This is a genomic window from Paenibacillus sp. HGH0039 (assembly GCF_000411255.1).
GTDB lineage: Bacteria > Bacillota > Bacilli > Paenibacillales > NBRC-103111 > Paenibacillus_F.
In genome coordinates this window covers 1,055,654-1,072,285 of record NZ_KE150413.1, presented here as the reverse complement: position 1 = coordinate 1,072,285, position 16,632 = coordinate 1,055,654, and the positions used below count along the sequence as shown (strand labels likewise).

Genomic DNA, 16,632 nt, shown 5'->3' with positions numbered 1-16,632 from the left:
ACCGTCATCCGGTAAATCATCTTCCCGCTAGTCAATTTATCCGCTCCTCTCTCTTCGACAATCCGCATGAACGCGGCCCTCATACCGGCGCAAACTTCACTGCTAACCGCCGCCTTAATCCGCCTTTATACGCGGAATATTTTACCGCTAAAAAGACTTTGTCGAAATTCCCCCCTCCATAATAGGTTTTTATCCTTAATCGGGACGAGTCTCCATGGGATAATAAAAGTGCATTTGTAACCGTTTACAAAAAAGGAGGCCTATTCAACCCGCTTACCGGCAGAACCCGCACTTATCTCAATTAAAAAGGAGCGTACCGATTGATGACTTCTTACGCAACTCCCCGAAAAAAAATGATTCACCTTGCTCTCGCCTTCACGCTTGGCCTCGGCGTAGTGCCTGCTCTGGCTTCCAGCCAGGCTCATGCGGCCGGTACGGCTGCGGCGGCATGCCAAGACCCCGCCTGGAACTCTACAACCGCCTACACGGCCGGCAAAAGAGTCTCCTACTCCGGCAAGACCTTCGAAGCCAAATGGTGGACGCAAGGGGAACAGCCCAACACGGCGAACACCTGGGGCGCCTGGAAGTATGTGAGCGACTGCGGCTCCACCGGCGGCGGCACGACAGACACGCAGGCGCCATCCGTTCCTTCCGGGCTGAAGGCAACCGCCTCCACGAGCACAAGCGTCTCCCTGTCATGGGCAGCCTCGACGGACAACGTCGGCGTGACGGGCTACGACGTCTATCAGGGAACGGCTCTTGCCGCCAGCGTGACGGGAACGACAGCCCTCGTCACCGGCCTTACCGCCTCGACGGCCTACAGCTTTACCGTGAAGGCCAAGGACGCGGCCGGCAACGTATCGGCCGCAAGCGCTCCGGTCAGCGTGACGACACCGGAAGGCGGAACCACGCCTTCCCCGGACCGCAGGTACGTGGCCTACGCCAGTACCTGGAACACCAGCATCTACGATTTGAAGCTGGAGAACATCCCGAATTACATCACGGATGTCAACCTGTCTTTCGCCAGACCGGATACGAAGTATGTCAAAGGTTCTTACGCCTTCGACCAGGAAGTTGCCGGCTTTGAGTTTGTCGAGGGCGCCACTACGGGCCGCGGCCAGCTGAAGTTTACGCCGCAGCAGTCCCAGGATCTGCGCAGCAGCATCGCCGCACTGGATGCGCGCGGAACGGACACGTGGCTCTCCGTGGGCGGCTGGTCTTACAGCCAAGGCAGCCAGTGGGCGAATTTCAACGCGCCGCATGTCGTCGACCTCGCGCTGGATCTCGGCGCTTCCGGCGTGGATATCGACTGGGAATCGAGCGGCAGCAACTGCAACAAAGCCGCAGCCGAATCGTTCAGCTGTTCCAAAGACGCCGAAATCGCCGGCATCATCAACAGCCTGTACAACGAAATCAAGGCACGGGGCGCGAAGCTGAAAATCTCCATCGCCGGCTGGTCCACGGGAGCCTACTACGTGAAAGGCTCGCCGTTCGAAGAAGGCAAAGTCCAGTACGGCTCGCCGTTCGGCGGAACGATGTACCGCGTCGTGAAAGATCACGGCAGCAAAATCGACATGATCAACCTCATGTCCTACGACGGCGGCGTCTATTACGATCCGCGCGAAGGCTACGAATCGTACCGCGCCATCTACGGCGGAACGATCAACATGGGCCTGCAGATTGCGCCCGAAGGCTCCGGCGGTGCCGTACTGAAGCTGAATGCCGCACCGGGAACCGTCTACGACGCCGAAATGCTGAACGGCCAGAACAACGTCGCCTCCGCTTACTACAACGTGGAGACGCTTGTCAAATACGTCAAAAACAAAGGCAAGTCGTTTGACGGCTTCATGCTCTGGCAGTTGTGGAAGCAGCGCGTTCATCTGCCAGCCCCTTCAGACGGCGCCACCGAGAACAGCGCGGGCCAGTATGTGTGCCGCAACCTGCCTTTGGCAGGCGACTGCAGCCAGACCATTCCGACGCTGCCGAAGTTGACTCCGTAACGAAAGCGGCATAACGGCACCTTGCAAGCAGCGGTTACCCTCGCGTCTTTCGCGCAGCGGTAACCGCTTTTTTGGGCTGAAAAGCACACGTAATCGGCAATAACAGATGCGCGTTCCGGCTCCGTTGGCTGGCTTTTCCCCCAAGTCAGACCAGGTGAACTTCGATGCCCGCGGTCCCTCTTTTTTAACACTTTCCTGTTCGGGTCTAAGTATTCTCGGCAAATTGCGATCTAACGCAAACAAGCGCTCGAACAAGATCGAAACGCACAAGAAGGCTCTTAGTTATCCGAGCTGCTTTTGATCGGTTTTCTGACCGTTAAAGCAGCCCTCGTTCATTTTTACGATGCTCGTGTTCAGGCAGTTCTTCCCGCTTCGGGTCAACTTTATTACGTGTACGCTTGCTTTTTTTACCGTCCAGATGGAATACCATAAACATGGCGCTTATGAGCACCCACATCAAAAACATCACAATGATGAGCTGATCGGAATTGAACAATTGAATAATCGAAGTAGGCATACGGGTATTCTCCTAATTTATGAATTCAGCGGGACCGGTTACAGAAGAGAGGCTTAGATGAATAACACCCGGGTACTTTTGCTCCTTGAGCTTGCATTTCTCCCGCTGATAGGTATTCAAAACACGGTCTAATTCCTGAGATTTAGTTAGAACCCTGGAATCGGAAAAACCATATTCCCCTGCCAGCCGCATCATTTCTCTACGAATTTCTTCAATATGCTGATGAATTTCGTCCATCCTCATACTCTCCTATAGGTAATATGTAAAACTTGTCCTTTACCTCTGTTCTTGTCATATTTTACATCCTTCTGTTAAATTATAGGATATCGTTCGAATGACATTACGCTTAGACGCCTTCTCCCCCGAATAAAAAAAGACATTCCCGGATTACCCGGGAATGCCCTTTCTGCTGCTATCCTTTTCATTTGCCGGGTTAATTTCCCCAGCCATGCCCCAATTGTACGATCTTATGTACTTGCGTCTGCGGTTGAGCTGAAAATCCCGTGCTTGGAGCCAAAACGGCAATTGCCACACTCGACAGCACGAGCAAAACAGATAATTTTCTTTTCATCCTAATCGCACCTCATTCACTAAATGTTTAAATTCATTCTTTTCTTCAATGCCCGCCAAGTGCCTAAATCTTTCAAAAAGCGCCATACATTGAATAATATTTCTCTCACTATTTATTCTAACAGAAAATTCCAATCCGTGCAGTACAAACTTTATCCCTTTTCTACGATTTTGAGTCAAGTGATAGGCGGCCAAATCGCTCAAAAACTGGGCGTACCGCTCCTTCATAACGGGCTTGTTGTATTCGCCAAATTCAGATTGATAGGTTTGATAGGGAAGATGAGAAGAAAAGCGGTCCAGAATGTCGTCGATCTCATATCCGTACCGATTGGCTATTTGTACGATTTTGCAGAGTGCCGTGAAAATATCGTCCTTGCGGGACGCGATGCAGTTGATGTATTCGGGCAGAACCATGAGTTCTCCCGACATGATGCGGTACAAATAAGTGTTCGCTACCGCCCATTCTCTAAACTGCTCGACAATACGTTTCTCCTCATCCGATTGTTCCCGTAGCCAGTCCGGTTCCGCGTACAAGGAAACGTAATGCAGCGCCTGATCGAATTGGCCGCGTTCCTCACATACCACCGAACGGATCAGCAGGGCCTGGAGGATATAATAGCAAAGCGGACGTTTGGGCTGCTTGATAGCCTCCCTGCCGGGTTCCGAAGCCGGCTCAAGCCGGTACTGAATGGCCGCAATCCGGTGCAGCTCTTGGGCTAGTGTATCGACCTTCTCCCATTCGTGCAGAGTCCCGAATACATAAGCCAATTGATTCAGCGCATCCAACTGATCCGATACGTCTAACCGGGGCACATAGCTTTCGAATAAGGTAGCCGCCCGTAAATTAGCTTTTAGATCATCTCCTATGGCAAGGGTAAACAGCCGGTACTGACAGAGGGCCAGTCTTTCGGAATGCTGGTACTTTTCACTTTCCGCAATGCACTCATACAAAAGCGCGGCAGCCTCTCTTCTTCCTTCCGAATGAAAGTGTTCGGCCGTCTCAAATAACAAAGGAAGATACGAGAGATTTTCCAGCATCAGCCGTACCACGCGCAAGAGGAGGTCCAGTTTGCCCAGCTCCGCACAGCGGTGTATGAGCGGTCCCAATCTGCGCCAATCCGGATTCGAATGAAAAAAACATTCTTCAATGTACACGTCATAGAAATGGCCTTCGTGAAGCCCCATACCGGCGGTCATTCGATCCAACTGCTGCATGGCGATCGGACGATTCCCGTGCAAAATAATGCTCAACGTTCCGGAGTTGATTCCGGATACTTCCGCAAATTGGTTAATCGTCATCTGCCGGCGATCTAGATAGCTCTTCAATTGTGTGCGAATCGAAGTTATTTTTGGCCCCAAACCATCACCACTTTCTGAAAACCACCGAATCCTGCCGGTTTCCCTATCACAAAATAAATCTATTAGGACATCGGTCAATAAAAGAATTTGAGAACGTATTTTCCATTACATGGGAATTATACCTCAAATGATCTTTTGGGACAATTAGATGAAGGATAACGTGCACGTTTTTCCGCGTAAAAAAAGAGGCGGGCGTCTGCGCAGCGGCAGCACCCGCACCCGAGGCTTTCCGAGTTTCCTACATCATTTTAAGTATGGCGTCACGGCCGGTCATGCCCGCGAAGATCCCCATCTCCTCGGCCGTATGCGTAACGGATTCCAGCGGAGCGTCGAGCAGCTCGCCGATTGTTTTCACACCTGTGGCACGGGCGGCGATAATCTGGCGGTCGCTCAGCCGTTCGTTCAGCAGGGCGACATCAAGTGCTCCGCGATGGATGTAATCGTCCTCAAACCCTTGATAAATCTAGGCCTTTCTAACCAAATCAGTTAAAAGTCACAACGTGGTCACATCACCATGATCTCATCAATCGTATCCGCGACCTCTTGCTGCATACTTGGAATCACATGACTGTAAGTATCAAGGGTTACTCCAATTTTAGAATGTCCCAGTCTTTCAGAAATCAATTTCACATTTACGTTTTGCTCAATCAGCATTGTTGCATGAGTGTGACGCATAGAGTGAAATGTAATATGAGGAAGTCCCGCTCTCTTTACATCCGCCGTATAAACTTTAGTCAAATTTGATGGAAAAACTGTTTTACCATTAGACAAATTGAAAATAACCAGATCCATATCAATAAATTTCTCACCAAGTTTTTGCTTCAGTTCAATGTATTTTTCATGCTGCTTCTTCAAAATCGTTATAAGCAAATTAGGCATAGCAATTGTTCTAATCCCCGCTGCAGTTTTTGCACCACTCTTGATGCTCTTCCCATAATGAGTTAACGTTTGATTGATAGAAATAATTCGTCTTTCAAAATCGATATCTTTCCATCTTAGTCCAAGGATTTCTCCTTGCCTCATTCCCGTCAACAATGCTAATGCATACACACAATGAAATCTTCTGTCCTCTGTTGCTTTTAAAAACTGGATCGCTTGCTTGGCTGTCCATATTTCCTTTGCCTTTTTAACTACTCTAGGTAGTGTTACCTGCCTCATATAGTTCTCGCGAATCAATTTATACTGTACAGCTTTATCAAGAGCCTTTTTCAGCATCGTTACAACTCTGTCTATCGTATTTCTTGCATAACCTTTCTCATGCATTTCATTAACAAATTCCTGACAAACAATATGGTCTAATTTTTGAAGTCTCATTTTTCCGATTCGAGGCATAATGTGATTCTTTAAATAAAGTTTATTGTTGTACATGGTCGTTTCGTCAATTTCTAATTTTCTAACTGTATCAATCCAATTCTGTACAAAGGCCCCTACCGTTGTCTTGTCCGTGCAAACAAACTTTTCCTCTAAGACTTCATTTTGTAGAGCGATCATAGCTTTACTTGCTTGTTTTCTGGTCTGGAATCCTCTTCTTCTGACCTGTTTACGAACACCTTTGACATAGTAATCAAAGACAAATTCCCAAGTTTCCGTTTTAGGATTTTTTTTAGGCTCTGGCATTCAAATACCTCCGTATACCTTGTAAGTAAAACGGAGTCAAAACGTGACAATTTTAGTTTATCACACCCAGACTCCGCATTATATTCTTATTGATCGCCTTTAAGCCACTTTTCAAAAACATCTTCGTGTACAAATCTTTTTTCATTAATTCGAAATACATGCAGTTCATCGGATGCTAAAATTCGTGCAGCCATGTTCCTACCGATTTGTAATCTTTCCATAATGTCTTTGATTCCTAAAATAACTTTTTTCTCATTTTTTCTAATCATATATGATCACCTCTAAAAAAATTTATTCATGAATGATTTGTCCTATTCGACATGTTAATGAAAACTAATTATTGTTTACTTTTATTTTATTATGCGGTTTCATCTTGTATGTATGCACTTACGAATTTGCTCAGAAAATCGAAGCCCGAATGTGTAGCGTAAGCAATTGAATGCCAAACCATCTTACCATCTTTATTGGGTATTTGCTCTCTGACAACAGAGAAGTACCCTTTATTCGCATATTTAGCTGTAGGAATATGCACATTGGGCTTCTTCTGCTTCATTAGAATTCCTTCCGTGCGGAGGATAGCGTAAAAAGTTTTTAATCCTACATTTAGATGTTTGGCTACTTCATTTAACTGAATCAGTCCTTCAGTATTAAGAAATTGATCGTATTTGTCTGCTTTTGGTTGAGCAATTTCTAATTTAGTCTGTATTTCTCCGGCTAATTGCAAAGCCCCAGACATCGTGCTAGGAATGTTAAACTTATCTAATCCATGTGCAATGTATCTTTCCATTAGTTCAAATTTTTTAACGTAGGCCGCTGTAAAAAGAACACCCTTTTCACCGGACATTTTGTTTGCTACCATATCACATCCAATACGAGTGAGATCATATTTTCTTCTTGTCTCTCCTTTTGCATCTAAATAACTACTAAGAACGAAGAAATCTGACGCCCCCAAATCTGGGGAGGTAGCCTTGTTGAGAATTCCAATGAAGCCATCGATATCCCTAAGTAAATGATCGTGCCGTTTACCTGTCATGTCTGCTACATCGCGACTATCCACGAAAAGTCTTCCCTCTTGATTCAAAATACTAAGTTCCATTCAATCATCCTTTTTTTATATGTTTTTGTTGTCTCCACAAGTTGCTATCTTCATAAATCCATAATATAACACATTTCAATTTATTACAATCTTTTATTTTAATAATAGAGAAAAAAATAGGGTAATCCTCAACTTTCGTCAAAAAACGATTGTCAAAGACTACCCTAAAGTTTCCATTCTATCACTTACTAATAGTAAGAAAGTATTCACTCATACCTTTTATGAATTCACTCTTAATGTATCCACGTCTAATAAAAACCTGTACTGCTTCATCAACAAATTTGCTTATGTCGTACTTTTGTTTTTCAGACGAGTGTATTTTAACTCCAATCGTCTTACAATCGTCTCTGTTTATTCCTGATTTCCCACTACTCTTTGACCAGCTTATGAAATCATTTATATGTACGAAGAACGTTTCATCGGGATATGATTTAGTTTTTGTTTCTCTTTCTCTAAAATTGAATATGAATCCAGGTATCAATCCATCTTTAGTTGCAAATTTCATAAGCGATTTAACCTGATGAGCCTTAATCATTACCTGTGTAGTTTTGTTTTGGGGTTTCTCTTCTGGTCTCTCAGGATTAAAGCTTATCGAACTCCCTTTGGTGCTTTTCAATTCTATTAGCCATAGAAAGGGGGCAGCATATTGAATCCCATCACATGGGTTCTCAGGTGTAAAAGTAGCTCCAGAACCCCTTAACCATTTAGCGCTATCTTTAAGTCTTAGAAAGAAGTAAGCTGTGCGATTTACTGCACTTTCATAATTCTTTTCAAATTTCTTGCCTTCATTTATCTTCTTCAATTTTTTACATCCCCGCAGATTCAGCTTCTACACTTAGACAATCCTTTTTAGCTGCAATTACCGCATTCAGGAATGCTAATTCGCCAGCATTCAATTGCTTACATCTGATCTTTTCAATCCATTTCCAATCTTCTATCTCGCCTTTATTGTATCTTTGACTCCATATACCGTTTAGCATTTTCCATTCATAATCATTTAATTGCAATGGCATATTGTCTTCAACCTCCTTGATGCTTTCATTTACGACAGGCGGTCTCTTACCTAGTTGAAAGTCCTTAATCGAAAGACCAAAGGTCATTTCAAAATGCGGGGAATCCTTAAAATTAATCCAGTCTCCGCCCCATTGGAAACCAAGCTTTTTAGCTTCCTCTACAACTTCTAGCCAATCACACTGACGATCTCCGTCACCATCTCTTTGCATATCCCAGGACACATTTTTACCATCTGGTAATAACAATGCAAAATCAATAGCTACACCATAGTTATGAAAACTCTCACCGGCCTTGGCATTTGTTACAATAGGCCTCTTGTCACCATATCTCCCCTGTGCATATAGGGCGTTCTGCTCCGCAAAGGTACGAAGGCCTTGTGTAATTACAATCGGAACTCCTCTTTTATAACTGTTTATGATTAGCTTTTCAGCAGCAACTTTAACTGTTGGATGCAGATCACTTAGACGTTTTGATGATTTACTTAAGATAAATTCAAGTTGTAATCCCATTGATTTATCACCTATTTTTGGTTTTTATTTCGAAGTACAGTAATGATTTGTTTGAGTTGTTCTGGAATGAGTACATCTATACGTCCAAGGTTTTCGATAATTGAAATCGTCTCATTAGCAATGTAAAAGTAGATTGCTGCATCCATCAAGATCCCATTCAGATTCATAATGCCATCGAACCAATGACACATTGCAATTACTACAAAAATAAATACTTTTTTGCTTATACCAATAAAACCTACACGAGAGCTTAGCCCAGTTCCGTCTTTAATCGATGCTACGATACCGGTTACCTGGTCTATCACAACGAGTGCTACAAGAACCCCCAATACTGCTGGCCAACCGCCGAATGCATAGGTTGTAATAGTTGCTCCTGTACTAAATATCAGCTTTAAAATTGATTCATTCAATTTGGATCCTCCTAATTAATAAGGAGGCCTCAATTAAGAGTCCTCCTTTAATTACAAATTAATGATTTATTGTTTTCTTTTATTCAATAGAAAACTTTTCGTTTGTAATAATTTCGTATTGCTCAAGCGTGATTTTGTTTTTTACCACGAACACTTTTACATTATCATTAGTATAGAATCCTTTATCATAATAAACTTTTACTGTTTTAAACCAGTCCATTAGGCTTCCCCCCTCTCGGATTATACGAGGCCAGCATCTACAAGTGCTAGCATCATAACTGCTTGTGCTGCCTGCATATCCTGAATTATTTGTTCTTGTGAAGGTGGCGCTAGTGTATATTCATAATATAAGCACTTTTTATCTGGATCAAATTTAAGAGCAGCGACATGTGTTTTACTTTTTTCTGGGTCTTGCGAAATATAGTCTACTTCTATAAGATTAGCATCTTTTGGACCATATTCAAGTGAGTTATATATGGTACCAATTTCACCGTTTTCATTAAGCATAATATAACGTTTTTCCATTGTATAAGCCTCCTATTTAACCAAAGTAAGTGTTGAGATATTGTAAAGATATCTGCGTATTACTGCTGCTGTTAGGCGCTGTATTAGTTCTAGCAATTAGATGGTTACCAAAATCCCAAGACATACCGGTACTGTTACGATCAACCCCAAAACCGTCAGGATTGGCAGTGGCTCCATTGAATCTGGCTAATACTGTCTTATCCGATGTTCTGAATATATAAGACGGGCCCGAACCAGAACCCCCAACAAATAAATATTCGCCATCATTTATAGACTGCGCTTCGGCTGTGGTAGTGTACTCAGGAACACCAACGGTATCCTGTACCGTAATTGTCCCGTTTGTGTTTATATACGCCATATTAGTAGTCCTGTAAGCGGTATCAAGAGTTTCACCGTTATTAGCGTAGAGGTATCCGTAACCACTTACAACGACTTGACCTAATGCGGGAGCCCAGAAAGCACCATAGCCATACCTGAATGGAACAAACAAAGAAAGTGACCATTGCTCTTTGCCGAAATAATTTCCACTTCCATCTGTGGTAGTAGTGCCTGTTGCTTGATATTTATGCAGTCGTCTGTTTTCATCAAACATATAGTAATACTGACTATCTGGCTGTACTACTATCTGAGAACCATTTCCTGGACTATGTGATTGAGAGGCTTCTACGACGCCTGTAGCCGACATCCTAGTAATAGCCGAATAAGAAGTGCCAGTATAAAACGATCCAAGTAACCAAAGTTTACCATCAGGCGTTTCTTGGATGGCCGCAACAGTCTGGTCCCTATTTAAAGGGCTTTCCCAAACAGTAACACCATCAGTAAGTCTGATCTTTCGTACTGTATGGTAATAAGAATTACCAGTATTGTCACCATAAGTCCAAAAGACGTGGGTGCGGTCTCTTGCAACCGTAGTAGCGCCTACTTGCGGATAGTAACCTGATCTAGCTGCCACAGTTTGTCGCCATACTTCCGTGCCAGCTGTATCCCAACAAATTACTATAGTTTGTCTGACAGATACTCCGTCATTGTAACTCATACTGCTAACGTAGCGATTGTCTACACCACATGGCCGAGGAGCAAGAACATACCCAAGACCAAAGTTCTTCTCCCAACGTCGTAATATGCGGTACTTCTGTATACGTCCGAATGGGATCCAATCGCTGGCACCATACTCGAGGGAGTTACCTTGCACTCCACCGATCCATACGCCTTTGCGGATATTTTCAGGCCGTATGTTTGCGTCACCTGCAACAGTGCCGCCTGTATAATAACCTGCGAGTATCGATTGGTTATTAGGAGAGACGTTAAATGTAGGGGCACCTAGATTAGGCATTGTACCTGCTACACTTGCAATTGTTGTACCAGTTAAAACTTTATCCGCGGGTACGTTCACTTGAGCAATTTTACTATTAGCATGGATTCCATCTGGAATTGAAACCTGACCGGTTCCACTTGGCGTCAATGTCATAGCGCCACGATCAGGCAGCGTTCCAACTAAATCCGTATCAATTTCAGATGAAAATGTTTTACCTGCTCTTACATCGCTCGGTTGTACATCGCCAGAAGCCCCAGGTTTGATCCTCATGTCTCCTAAACGGCGAATACTCATACACACTCAACTCCCGAGATATAGGCTGAAATAGCGTTCGCTGTACCTTGAGAAACTTGAATCGTATCGCCGCTATGAAGGACAGACGACATATCCACGCTAATGCTGTCATTTGGTTTAACCGGATAATTAGCGATGATTTTATTTGCATTCGTTGCTGACTGTCCATTTGGAACAAGATGGATAGTTACAGTAGAAACAGCAGCAGTATTATTTGCAATATGTATATTTTTCACAATCGTTGTTGTTCCCGCTGGAACGGTATAGGCTGTCGAAACAGTCGTACCCGGTTGATTTACATATAATCTCTTTGGTGTATTAATCATTTTATACCCCCATCCAATAGGCAATTTCTAAATTTGACTTGATTTCATTCATCGCTTTCACAATATTGCTTTGATCCGTTGTATTAAGAGTAGACAAAGCTCCAATTTTATTGTCTATTTTTATATTGTCAGATCGAAGTTCATTGGCCACTTTGACAAGAGATTGTTTATTAACGGTCTCCAAATCCCCCATGACTCCAATATCATTTCTTAATGCCCCTGCAGTAGTTCCATCAAGATAGGTAATTACATTTTCTTTTTTCTGCTCAATGGTTTGTAGAGCCGAGTCCTTTGTTGCTTGAACAGTATTTGTGGCTATATCTACATAGGTTGTAAATTCCCCTTGCTTGGTCAAAATATAGCCTTCAACATTATCTTTAATGAATATCTCCATGTTAACCAAGGCGTCTTGAAACCTGTTAAAGTCATCAGCCGAAATAAACTTTTCCCGATACTGCACGGTTAAATTAGCCAGTTCAGTTTCTTCCGCGGGAGTACGATTGGCTTTTAGTTTTAATTCTTGAAACCTCTGTACTCCTGGAATGTCTTGAGCTTGAAGTTCATAATGACGCTGAAACTCATCAATTTTCACAGGAAAGGTCGATAAATTAACTGCCATATTTCTAATTCACCTCACCAAATATATTCATGTCTCCGCCAATCTGCTGAATGCATAAAAAATAGCCACTACCGGTTAACGGCTGGCTGGCGTAATGCGAACGGTAATTATAAACTTCCCTGAATAGGTGAAACCTTTGATCATCATCCCAATATTGTAGAGTCATGATTCCGTTCTGTCCTTTTAAAACTAATAAATCAGTATAAGGTTTGATGTCCTCAAACCACAATTTCAATGTGAAGTCCGCATCCACATGAAATCCATCTGTAAATGTGAAAACGTCATCTCGTAGATCCAGTTTCTCACCATTCAAGTAAATGGGCTGCTTAGTAGTTTTTCCGATAATCTGAATCGTCTGCCACGACAATTGAATACCAGCATTCTTAACATTCTTCGCCTCAAGATTGATGCTAATGTCAGGCTGCAGGTAACTAACCGTGAATGGTATCAAACCACTCGTACCAACGGAGCCTTTATTACTTGTTGCTTGGAATTCAATAAAATAAGATGATCCGCTTTTCAAGTAATGAATTAAATAAACAAGTGGAGCCGATGTTCTTACATTAGACTGGCTAATTAACGTCCTATCTTTGTCGTATAAGAATGCAATCCATGAACGTAGTGGGACATTTTCTGTTTGAGTGTAACTAGCCGAAAACTCATACGATTGGGAGTTTACAATTCCAATTGGAGAAACAGAAATATTAGGCCTAGATGATGTTTGGAATATCTCTGTATCCGAGACGGCAAAGTTGTTACTCGAATCCCAGATCGTGACTTGCACTTTCAATTCGTATCCATTTGGCAAAGCAAATGCAGGAAGAGAGTAGGCTTTTGCAAACGATGTTATGAGTCCACTATCATAAATTAAATTGTTATCTTGGTTTCTATAAATTCGAACTTCAAAGGCTGTGCTCATATCTCCAGAGCTTTGCCAAGATACTTTGATGGAATCTTTCGCATCAACCGTTGTACCCTTCAAGCTGATATTATAGGGCTTTTGTATAGCCAAAAAATCACCTCATTTCTTCTAATACTTCGATAGTAGGAGCTTAGCAGATACAAAACCGCTACCAAGATAGCCGTAGGCTCCGTAATCAGTAAAAGTCGCATTTATTGCCCCAAATTGTTTCAATGAGCCATCAGACTGAACTCCGATTACCCCCGTAATGTACGTGTTATTCTTATTCCATGTTGGATCAGGGTAGCTAAGATTAAAATCCGTTCCATTAACGACGTCTGCTTTGACGGGCAAGATTGCTGGAACGGTCTTGTCTTTCACTTTCATATTACCGTCCATGTCTAATGACAAAATATCCTTCCAATTTTCAACCTGATGCCCTACATTCTTAGGCTTCATTCGCAAAACATATTTAACGTCCTCCATAGAAGCCTGGTTAGAGTATGGGTTATGGTAGCCCTGATCATAAAAATCAATGGGGCTCACTAACCCCCAAAAGAAGCTATTCCTATTGTTTTGATCGCTTCCATGCATACCGTGAAAGGCATTCCACAGGTTCCCGTTATATGCGTAACCGTATTGCTCGTATCCTTTTGAAGAATCCACACTTCCACCGTTAAATTTATTCAAAGACACTCGCTTGAAGGGACTTGTACCATTCCCATCTATCTCAAACCCAGCCCCGCCAATTGTCATGCCGCCATAGGAGTCACACATAAAAACATTATTCCAACCAAGCATGATTCCAAACTCACGCCACGATCCGTCTGATTGTACTGCGCCTATATCTTCATTGGTTATATCTCTAGCCGGATCATTGACCCCATATGCTGATTTACCGTTTGCTTTCCAGAGGTTTACGCCTTGATTGGAATAATCTCCGAAGTTTTCTTCACCTGGATATGTACCCATGCCTTGAAACTGCCAGCCAAAAGAATAGTTATTTACATTTTTTCTTTTAAAACGCTTCGCTTTGTAATCGTAGTAGGCATTAACGAGAATCCATAATTCAGAGTACTGAACACCGCCTCGCGTCCCTTGAATGACAGTAAAATTGTATGGAGCTGTTAATCCCGATTCTTCCTTATGGTTAAGGGATAGGTTTCCTAATACTTGGTTTGCCACACTACTGCCGATATAATTCTCATCTGCAAATCGTTTGTAGGGAACAAATTTATTTTTCGAGTCTCCATTTACATAGACGACGTAAACAAGATCCCCTTTGATAAAATTCACATCTGGATTACATGGAACGTCTTGTGAAGTCGCCGAGCCATTTATTGAAATGCTTAGGAGAGTCTTATTTTTCACCTTGGTTACGGTGCCTAAATGCCAGTGCCCAATTGCTAAATTGTTCTCTTTTAATTCAATGTTTACAATTTGCCTTACCGCTTTTATAAAATCTTCATTCGTCAACCGATCACCTCCTTAGATAAAATTCCAATCGCTTATAACGCGGCGATACTTCATGCATTCGCAATTCATTAATTGTGGAGTTAATGGGAGTGAAAAACTCTGCAAAAGATATTTGCCCGTTACCGAGTTTTCTATGTCTTCAATCTCAATGACATCGTTTGCGTCATGCAAATGGTTTGGACTTAAGGACAAAGAAACGCGCTCTGCATAACCTAGCCGATTCATAAGCTCGTATTTAGCTCTCCATTTACATTCCTCATTAGTTGCAAGCAAACTGTCAGGATTGCCGCTATTATGCTCATAGGTAATTTCGCCAATCTTCTCAATAGAATAGGGGTGGTCTTTCCATAGTGAATTAGACTCCGTAACAATAAGCTCGTATCGACTCTCGGCAATTTGGCTTGATCCCCCGAGAACTAATATTCTGTTAGCTAATTGATTTTCATCAAACTTACGTACGTTTCCAGCATAAAAGCGTTCATTCGGATCACCATACACATACTTCCATACTGAGGGAGATTGTTCAAATTGATTCAGATCGATCTTACGCAACCGCAGATACCCATTTACATCATAAAAAAGCTCACACTTAGCAAGTAGAGCCAGATCAGACATTGCCTTATATATATTATCGCTTGGTTGAAAGGTAAACGTATAAGGAATTGTTTCTGTAATGGGGTCGAAGTTGAATTGCGTTTCTCCATACTTTTGAGCTAATAATTTAATAATGGCTCCAATATTTCCACCGACTTCAATTGTAGTTTCTGTTCGAAACTTGCCTCGCTTATCCGTACATAGAAACATTTTATCCATGCCTGAAAGGCTAGTTAACTTACCTTCAGTTGTATGACTATCTTCTGGTTCCGATAATACAAATACACCCTGCGGAATGTATTCCATCCCTCCAGACCTAAGCTTTAACCCTGTATATACTTTGACTCGCTTATCAATCCAGATTAGATTATCTTCACCAAAGTTAAACTCGTTCTTCTTGTTCAATAGCTTGAAGGAGAAACTGCGTCTAACTGGGCGAGAAGCATCCACAGAAATGGAACCTGAATCCTGTGTTGTGATTTGCTTTGTAAATTCACTAATGTAGCTCATTTGCGAATCATAAAACTCAAATTTCAAAAACATTTGTTTGATTGGGCTCTTTAAAGCTGCCAAATATTCAGATGAGCAATATTGCATTCTTCACCTTCTTACTCATTCATAAACTCGTTGTAGTCTTGAATTTCTACGAAATCAATCGTTAAAACACCATAGTCATAATCCTTCCAAGTATTCAACGGTGTGCTGAATCTTGGGTTGCTGCAGTCACAGACAAAAATTCTACCTGTATCAGATTTAACAATAAAAGGACGATGGTCGCGAATAAACGTATTCACGATCTTCTCATAGTTCTGGCCAGAACGTTCAAACTCACTTGGGATAATTGCCGTGCTTAGTGAAAATGTGTGATAGTCTTTATCGAAATAGTAAACAGAAGGGAAACGAGAGAGCGTTTCGATTACTGTTCTTCCTTGATTCAAAGCTGTTTCGACACTACCGATTTCGCCTATAGCTGAATCAAATCCAAGTGTATTATCTGTTTCTTTATCGACTAACCACCAGCCAACAAAATCAGATTTTACATGGACTTCAACCGGCTTACCTTCTAGTTCATTCTGAGCAATAGGGACAATTGTGTAAATTAACTCATCGTTTGGCTGCGTGTAATCTTCATAGTTAATGCTGAGATTATTTATAAAAGGAATGTGTTCGAGGGTAATAGAATCGATCTCATTGACTCTTCGACGCTTAATTGCAAAGCTTACAATTTCTAATCCGCTGTTTGATATATTGCCGCCTTCAAGATCTCCAGCGAATTTAAATATTGCTCTATGGTCAAGTTCCCATTTGGTTTTGTTCTTGTCAGTTGGTGCATCTGTTCGGTCTCGAATCTCTAATTCATCGTAGATACCCCCCTTTAACTCACCATAGAAGATGTCTTTTATTGCGTTTCCTGGGCTACGGAAAAACTGTGTTCCATAAAAATCATATCCGATAATTGTCATAATTCACCTCCATAAAAATAATAAAAG

Annotated in this window: 19 protein-coding genes and 1 pseudogene; 1 reads left to right on the top strand and 19 read right to left on the bottom strand. The window is 42.5% G+C overall.

Features of this window, described 5'->3' with window-relative positions; all coding sequences use genetic code 11:
• Positions 1-323: 323 nt before the first annotated feature.
• Positions 324-2,000: a fibronectin type III domain-containing protein gene (locus HMPREF1207_RS19185; protein WP_009671520.1), complete on the top strand. Its 1,677-nt coding sequence runs from the start codon at positions 324-326 to the stop codon at positions 1,998-2,000.
• Positions 2,001-2,316: 316 nt separating this feature from the next.
• Here HMPREF1207_RS19185 and HMPREF1207_RS19180 read toward each other — a convergent pair whose 3' ends face one another.
• The 19 genes and pseudogenes from HMPREF1207_RS19180 to HMPREF1207_RS19095 all read right to left on the bottom strand — a co-directional run bounded on the left by HMPREF1207_RS19180 (position 2,317) and on the right by HMPREF1207_RS19095 (position 16,605).
• Positions 2,317-2,517: a hypothetical protein gene (locus HMPREF1207_RS19180; RefSeq protein ID WP_009671505.1), complete on the bottom strand. Its 201-nt coding sequence runs from the start codon at positions 2,515-2,517 to the stop codon at positions 2,317-2,319.
• Between the two features lie 12 nt (positions 2,518-2,529).
• Positions 2,530-2,754 (bottom strand): aspartyl-phosphate phosphatase Spo0E family protein, encoded by a 225-nt coding sequence (locus tag HMPREF1207_RS19175; RefSeq protein WP_009671513.1) that lies wholly within the window; start codon positions 2,752-2,754, stop codon positions 2,530-2,532.
• 330 nt (positions 2,755-3,084) lie between these two features.
• On the bottom strand, positions 3,085-4,386 hold the full coding sequence (locus HMPREF1207_RS19170; protein ID WP_009671522.1) for a hypothetical protein: 1,302 nt from the start codon (positions 4,384-4,386) through the stop codon (positions 3,085-3,087).
• Between the two features lie 298 nt (positions 4,387-4,684).
• Positions 4,685-4,885, bottom strand: a pseudogene (locus HMPREF1207_RS28865) (DUF1805 domain-containing protein); the annotation flags it as partial.
• Between the two features lie 65 nt (positions 4,886-4,950).
• Complete coding sequence (locus tag HMPREF1207_RS19160) at positions 4,951-6,063, bottom strand: tyrosine-type recombinase/integrase (RefSeq protein ID WP_009671538.1); 1,113 nt, start codon at positions 6,061-6,063, stop codon at positions 4,951-4,953.
• Between the two features lie 86 nt (positions 6,064-6,149).
• Entirely contained in the window at positions 6,150-6,332 is a 183-nt protein-coding gene (locus HMPREF1207_RS19155) for a hypothetical protein (RefSeq protein WP_009671540.1), read from the bottom strand.
• A gap of 89 nt (positions 6,333-6,421) precedes the next feature.
• Positions 6,422-7,159, bottom strand: coding sequence for a phage regulatory protein/antirepressor Ant (locus HMPREF1207_RS19150; RefSeq protein WP_009671544.1), 738 nt, complete (start codon positions 7,157-7,159; stop codon positions 6,422-6,424).
• Positions 7,160-7,340: 181 nt separating this feature from the next.
• Positions 7,341-7,961, bottom strand: coding sequence for a hypothetical protein (locus HMPREF1207_RS28510; protein ID WP_016423904.1), 621 nt, complete (start codon positions 7,959-7,961; stop codon positions 7,341-7,343).
• 4 nt (positions 7,962-7,965) lie between these two features.
• Positions 7,966-8,682 carry a M15 family metallopeptidase gene (locus HMPREF1207_RS19140; RefSeq protein ID WP_009671546.1) on the bottom strand — a complete coding sequence of 239 codons (717 nt, stop codon included), beginning with the start codon at positions 8,680-8,682 and terminating at the stop codon, positions 7,966-7,968.
• Between the two features lie 11 nt (positions 8,683-8,693).
• Entirely contained in the window at positions 8,694-9,092 is a 399-nt protein-coding gene (locus HMPREF1207_RS19135; RefSeq protein WP_016423903.1) for a phage holin family protein, read from the bottom strand.
• A 79-nt stretch (positions 9,093-9,171) separates the two neighbouring features.
• Complete coding sequence (locus tag HMPREF1207_RS28860) at positions 9,172-9,312, bottom strand: XkdX family protein (RefSeq protein ID WP_009671512.1); 141 nt, start codon at positions 9,310-9,312, stop codon at positions 9,172-9,174.
• 20 nt (positions 9,313-9,332) lie between these two features.
• Positions 9,333-9,617: a hypothetical protein gene (locus HMPREF1207_RS19130; protein WP_016423902.1), complete on the bottom strand. Its 285-nt coding sequence runs from the start codon at positions 9,615-9,617 to the stop codon at positions 9,333-9,335.
• Positions 9,618-9,633: 16 nt separating this feature from the next.
• The gene (locus HMPREF1207_RS19125; RefSeq protein ID WP_009671519.1) at positions 9,634-11,226 is read right to left on the bottom strand and encodes a hypothetical protein; all 1,593 of its coding nucleotides are present in this window, start codon (positions 11,224-11,226) and stop codon (positions 9,634-9,636) included.
• A complete protein-coding gene (locus HMPREF1207_RS28855) occupies positions 11,223-11,552 on the bottom strand; it encodes a hypothetical protein (protein ID WP_036740210.1) in 330 nt (109 codons plus the stop codon). Before HMPREF1207_RS28855 ends, HMPREF1207_RS19125 begins: the two co-directional genes overlap by 4 nt.
• A gap of 1 nt (position 11,553) precedes the next feature.
• Positions 11,554-12,171, bottom strand: coding sequence for a hypothetical protein (locus HMPREF1207_RS19115; RefSeq protein WP_009671486.1), 618 nt, complete (start codon positions 12,169-12,171; stop codon positions 11,554-11,556).
• 4 nt (positions 12,172-12,175) lie between these two features.
• Positions 12,176-13,183: a hypothetical protein gene (locus HMPREF1207_RS19110; protein ID WP_009671533.1), complete on the bottom strand. Its 1,008-nt coding sequence runs from the start codon at positions 13,181-13,183 to the stop codon at positions 12,176-12,178.
• 18 nt (positions 13,184-13,201) lie between these two features.
• Positions 13,202-14,548: a hypothetical protein gene (locus HMPREF1207_RS19105; protein WP_009671531.1), complete on the bottom strand. Its 1,347-nt coding sequence runs from the start codon at positions 14,546-14,548 to the stop codon at positions 13,202-13,204.
• A 12-nt stretch (positions 14,549-14,560) separates the two neighbouring features.
• Positions 14,561-15,739, bottom strand: a complete 1,179-nt coding sequence (locus HMPREF1207_RS19100; RefSeq protein ID WP_009671508.1) for a hypothetical protein — start codon at positions 15,737-15,739, stop codon at positions 14,561-14,563.
• Positions 15,740-15,750: 11 nt separating this feature from the next.
• A complete protein-coding gene (locus tag HMPREF1207_RS19095) occupies positions 15,751-16,605 on the bottom strand; it encodes a hypothetical protein (RefSeq protein WP_009671521.1) in 855 nt (284 codons plus the stop codon).
• Positions 16,606-16,632: the final 27 nt, after the last annotated feature.